Here is a 1,715-nt window from a genome sequence, read left to right on the forward strand (position 1 = left end):
TCGTCCAGGTCATGCCGCCACGGCTGCGTCGGCGGGTCGACGCGTTGCAGACCTACACGGTGCCGGCGGCGCTCGGCGCGGGCACGACCGTCGACGCGAACACCCTGACGGTGATCGCCCAGGCCTGCCGCGACGACGAACGGCTACGGTTCGGCTACCGCACCCGCGCGGGAGAGCGAGCCAGTCGGCTGGTGGAACCGCATCGGCTCGTCTCGTTGGGCAGCCGGTGGTACCTCGTGGCCTGGGACACCGAGCGGCACGACTGGCGGACCTTCCGGGTCGATCGCCTCACCGAACCCGCGGTCACCGGGGTGCGGTTCCGGCCTCGAGAGCTGCCGGCCAGCGACGCTGCGCAATTCGTCCGTGACCAGCTCGCGTCGATACCGACGCGATATCAGGTGATCGTCGATGTCTGCGCGGCCCCGGCCACCGTTCAACGGGCCGTCTGGGACTGGGGCACGGTCGAGGCGCTGAACGAGCAGGTCAGCCGCCTGACCATGAACGTCGACGCGTTCGAGTGGCCGGCCTTCGTGCTCAGCACCGTCGGCGCGGAATTCACCATCGTGCAGCCGGACGAGTTCGGTACCTACCTGCGCGAGCTGGGCGAGCGGCTGCTGCGTTCGGCCTGAGTCGGCCGTTGTCGACGTCGAGTGGGGGTGCGACGGATCACACCTCGGCCGTGACGGTGGCGAGCAGGAAACCGTCGTAGCCCTTGCTGCCGACGGTCTGCACGGCGGTGGCGTCGACGCGGGGCTCGGTGGAGATCTGCTCGAACAGCCGGCGAGTTCCGATGACACTCGGCTCATCGGAGGTGGCGTCGATGACAGCGCCGCCCCGGACGACGTTGTCGACGATGATCACGCTCCCGCGGCGGGTCAGGCGCAGGGCCCAGTCGAAATAGTGGGGGTTGTTCGACTTGTCGGCATCGATGAAGACGAGGTCGAACGGGTCCGTCCCCTCGTCGGCGAGCTTCGGCAGCGTGTCCAGGGCTGCACCGGTACGGATCTCGACCACGTCGGTCAATCCGGCCCGGACGATGTTCGACCTCGCCACCTCGGCGTAGTCGGGGTCGGCCTCCAGTGAGATCAGGCGCCCGCCCGCGGGCAAGGCCCGCGCGAGCCAGATGGCGCTGTACCCGCCGAGGGTGCCGATCTCGAGAACGCGCCGAGCGCCGTGGATCACGGCCAGCAGATGCAGGAGCTTGCCCTGGTTGGGAGCCACGTTGATGGCCGGGAGCCCGGCGTCGGCGCTGGCCTTCAGCGCTGCGTCCAAGACCGGGTCGGTGCCGACGACGTGGTCGGTCAGATAGCTGTCGACGGCGGACCATTGCTCCTGAGTCATAGCGCCAACGTAGCCCGGCGGTACCGGCGCTCGAGCATCGACCCGGCATGGCCGCAGCGGGCCGATACTCGCCGGTCGGTCACGGTCGCACCCGATCCGCGAGAGAATGGCCTCATGTCTTGCGATCGTCGTTCGACTGGCCGCGTGGCCGGAATCCCGGCGGTGGGGGGTACGTGATGAGCGACCAAGCGCCGATTCCGCTCGGTGCGCAGGTGGTCGTCCGAGAGCCCGGAACGAGCGGGACCGGCCCTGCCGAGCGGGGCGCCGTGGGCCGGGTCGTGCAGCGTCGCGACGGTTCGTACCAGGTGGTTCTGGCTGACGGGACGCGTATCGAGGTCCGGCCCGACGCCGTCTCCCTGGTGGGCCGTCGCGAA

2 protein-coding genes and 1 pseudogene are annotated in these 1,715 nt (G+C 69.7%); 2 read left to right on the forward strand and 1 reads right to left on the reverse strand.

The features are described 5' to 3' along the window. Positions 1-629, forward strand: a 629-nt coding sequence (locus tag M6444_RS17200) for a WYL domain-containing protein (RefSeq protein ID WP_298330166.1), incomplete at its 5' end; no start/stop codon positions are given. Between the two features lie 37 nt (positions 630-666). On the opposite strand, the gene M6444_RS17205 is transcribed toward M6444_RS17200, so the two are convergent. Then, entirely contained in the window at positions 667-1,341 is a 675-nt protein-coding gene (locus tag M6444_RS17205; RefSeq protein WP_298330170.1) for an O-methyltransferase, read from the reverse strand. A 176-nt stretch (positions 1,342-1,517) separates the two neighbouring features. On the opposite strand from M6444_RS17205, the pseudogene M6444_RS17210 reads away from it, so the two are divergent. Beyond that, positions 1,518-1,715 (forward strand): annotated as a pseudogene (locus M6444_RS17210) (hypothetical protein); the annotation flags it as partial.

It is taken from the genome of Haloactinopolyspora sp. (assembly GCF_027324685.1).
Lineage (GTDB): Bacteria > Actinomycetota > Actinomycetes > Jiangellales > Jiangellaceae > Haloactinopolyspora.